Raw genomic sequence first — 3696 nt, 5'->3', positions numbered from 1 at the left:
GTAGCAGGAGGTAAGGCAAACGGGCTATATCGCCGTAAGCTACAAGAGAGAGGTGGGCAAAAAGAGAAATTTCGCTTATGCAGGCGGTCTTAAATCTCAGTCCGTCTTTTTTGCTCCGTATTTAAATTTTTACTCGGTCGCTAGATACTCCTAAATTTAAATTCTCTAGAGCCGAATGTGGCGTCTTAGAATTTTAGCAAAGGTTTATCCTGTAATACTGCGCCGTGAAATTTCAGCGAAGGCTTATTTTGCCGCATACCTCAAAATTCTTAAATTACCCGCGCCGGCCCACTTAAGCTATAAAGCGCTTGCCTTATCACTTCGCCTAAGGGCAAAATGCCGCGCCTTGTCTTATTAATTCGCCGTGGAATTTCGCGGTAAAACTAAATTTTAAAATTTGGCCCATTTAAATTTAAAAGCGCACGACTATCACAAAAATCATCCGATATTATTGGCGACGCCGGCCTAATTTTAAAATTACACCATCGCCCCTATATACGGCTATGGCCGTTAAATTTTAAGCAACAATAGGCGATAAAATTTTAAGAATTCGCCGCCCAGCATTTCTTTACGCCGCCAAGCCCACAAAACCGCCTAAACCTTCTTAAACTTTACGATAAATTTGCTTCCGCGTCCTACTTTGCTACGTATTGAAATCTGCGCGCCATGGATCTTTGCGATTTGTGAGGCGATGGCTAGTCCGAGCCCTGCGCCGCTATTTTGCTCGCGATTTCTGGAGCGCTCGATTTGATAGAGCTTGTCCCAAATTTTAGTTTGTAAAGCAGGCTCGATGCCCTCTCCATCGTCGCTTATTCTAAGTTCGCACGCGTCTGCACTGACGCAAAGCTCTAAAACGACGTAGCTGCGCGTAAATTTTAAAGCATTGCTTAAAAGATTGTTAATCAGCCTGGTCAAAAGCAGCTCATCGCCGTTTACGCGCGCGCCCTCGGCTATCTGTGAGCTAAAACTTAGCCCTTTTTGTGCGCACAAAAGTTGAAAGTCTTGCGCGCACTCGTTTGCGATTCTGCTTAAGCTTACGGGTGCCAAACGCGCGCCGCGCTGCAAGCGGGCAAGCTCTAAAATTTGCTCTATTAGCGCCGAAATTTTACGCGCTTGATTGTTGATGACCGCGAAACTCTCCTTCGCCTCGCTCGCATCCTGCTCGTAGGCTAGGGCGTAGTCGCTTTGAGCCAGTATGACGGCAGTGGGCGTGCGCAGCTCATGCGAAAGATCGGCGCTTAGCTGCCGCTCGCGCTCAAACGCGCTTTGCAGCGATGCTAGCATTTCATTAAACGTAGCCGCGAGCGCGCTTAGCTCATCCTTGCCTCGCGGTAGTTCTATTCGTCGCGTAAAATCGCCGCTAGCTCCGATCTCGCTAGCTGTACGTGACATAGTGCGCACGGGCTTAAACGCTCTTTTTATGATCGCGTAGCCGCCGTAGATGACGAGCACTACAAATAGCGGCGATAGGATAAGAGCGATTAGCATCACGCGCTTCATCGCAAGCTCAAACTCGCTAACTGCAATGACGCCGCGTATCCATGCGCTGCGTCCTTTAATCTGCGCGTCATAATAGAAAAACTCATCGTCGTCAAGCTCCGCCTCGCGCGCGCCTTGAGGAGAGAGCGGCATCGCAGGCTCGAAGCCTTTAGGCACAAACCCTGCGATCACGCCGCCTTGTCCGTCATGCTCGTAGAAAAACGCACCGTCATCAAAGCTTTTAAATTTTCCCTCGCGCGCGGCTTTTTGCACTAAGCGGGCAAGCTTTTTTTGGCTGACGGAGCTTCCTGATACTTCGTCTAAAATATAGCCGCAAATGCCTATAATAGCGCCTGCAAGCGCCAAAATAAATACGCTGTAATAAAGCGTCACGCGTAGGCTGATAGGTAGCGCGCGTGAGATAAAATTCTCCTTAGCGGTTGTAAATACTCTAGATAAGACTTGAGTAAAATTTCTTATCGAGATTTTAGACGCGAAATTTTGTTCTTGACTTTGCGCGAGGACGCTATTAGAATTTTGCGCTAGATCAGGCGTTGCGCTTGTAGCAGAAAAATTTGGCGCGGAATTTGATGCCGGATTTTGCGTGGAATTCCGTTTAAAATTTGACGCCTGGCTTTGAGTAGAATTTAGAGCCCGGTTTAACTCGATATTTTGCGTGGGATTTTTCTTGCGGCTTTTCTTTAAACACGCAAAATTATGCGTAAAATTCTGTTTAAAATTTCGCACGAATTTTAATATGAAAAGCGCCATAGCGGCAAAAATCTGCTTCGCAATCGCCGAAATTTTAATCCAAATCTTGCTATTTTGCCACGACATAGCCAAGCCCTCGCTTCGTTTCTATTATATCGCCATGCTCGCCTAGCTTTTTGCGGATATTTTTGATTAAAACATCGATAACATTTGAGCTTGCTTCGTCGCTAAAATCCCAAATGCTCTCGCCGATTTGTTCTCGGCTTAAAATCGCACCGCGATTTAGCATCAAAAGCTCTAAAATTCTATATTCCTTACCCGTTAGCTCCACTACCTCGCCCGCGCAGACGACCGATTTTTTGCTTAGATTTAGGCGCACTTGCCCTATGATAATTTCGTTATCCGCAGTAGCGTTTTTACGCCTGATAATTGCGCGAAGTCGCGCCAAAAGCTCACGAAAATCAAAGGGCTTAACCATATAATCGTCTGCGCCCAGATCAAGCCCTGCGATGATATCTTCTTTGGCGTCCCGCGCAGTTAAAAATAAAACCGGCGTGCCCAGTCCGCGCGCCCGCGCCGCCTTCAAAAACTCAAAGCCGTCCATCACAGGCATCATCGCATCAAGCACGATAGCGTCATATTTTGCGACATCCAAAAGCTCTAGCGCTTCCTTGCCGCAAAAGGCGCAATCTACGCTGTAGCCGTCCTTTTTCAGACATTTTGCGATGATTTGATTTAGATCTTTTTCATCCTCGACAAGTAAAATTTTCAAAGCGCTCCTTTAAAATTTTGCTAATTCCAATCCGCCATTTTAGCCAAAAACGCATAAATTTTGCAGCGCCTTGGATGTGTAAACCCGCTCGCTTTATGCACCACTAAATTTCAGTAGCATTGGGGCCGCGCTAATTCGCAGATGCCTTTTGTCTAGCTCTAATCTCGCTTGCCTTTTTATCCGCTACGCTTCCTAACCGCCCTAAAAAATTTAGCGCGCCTGCTGCGATATTTAGCGCAAAAAGCCCAAATCCTACGCAGCCAAGCTTGAAATTTTGCTTAACGACTTCGCGTTTGCAGCGGCTGCAAAGCACCGGCTTGCAAGAATTACAAACCTCCGCGCAGCTTGCTGCGCTGGCAGAATCTCGCGCGCTTGCTAAATTACTTGTATCTGAAAAATTTTGCGTATCGGCGAAATTTTGCTCGCTAGCGAAATTTTGCGCACTTGATAAGTCTTGCGTCTGCGAAGAATTCCGCTCGTCCTTATAATCTTTCGCATCCGAAGAATTTTTTTGATTTTTGCGACATTCCACGCTGGAAAAATCTTTAGAATTTTGCTCGCAGGGCGCGAGATTCCGCTCGCTTGTTTCGCTTGCTAAATTTGCCGAAAAATCCTGCGCATTTTCATCTAAATTTTTAGCCGCGTCTGCATTTTGAGCGCCATAGTCAGCGTTTTCGTTTAAGCTGAAATCTCTAGTGTCCAAAGCCTCACTAGTTTGGGCGGAGTTATCTGCT

3 protein-coding genes are annotated in these 3696 nt (G+C 46.6%); all 3 read right to left on the bottom strand.

Going from position 1 to position 3696, the window contains the following annotated elements:
* Positions 1-594: 594 nt before the first annotated feature.
* Positions 595-2316: a sensor histidine kinase gene (locus Q0340_RS03885; protein ID WP_298082236.1), complete on the bottom strand. Its 1722-nt coding sequence runs from the start codon at positions 2314-2316 to the stop codon at positions 595-597.
* Entirely contained in the window at positions 2300-2962 is a 663-nt protein-coding gene (locus Q0340_RS03880; protein ID WP_298082235.1) for a response regulator transcription factor, read from the bottom strand. The genes Q0340_RS03885 and Q0340_RS03880 overlap by 17 nt, the downstream gene beginning before the upstream one ends.
* A gap of 130 nt (positions 2963-3092) precedes the next feature.
* Positions 3093-3696, bottom strand: a 604-nt coding sequence (locus Q0340_RS03875) for a hypothetical protein (RefSeq protein ID WP_298082234.1), incomplete at its 5' end; no start/stop codon positions are given.

Source organism: uncultured Campylobacter sp., assembly GCF_938045595.1.
In the GTDB taxonomy this organism is placed as follows: Bacteria; Campylobacterota; Campylobacteria; order Campylobacterales; family Campylobacteraceae; genus Campylobacter_B.
The sequence above is the reverse complement of the archived record's forward strand: the minus strand, read 5'-3'. Positions and strand labels throughout refer to the sequence as shown.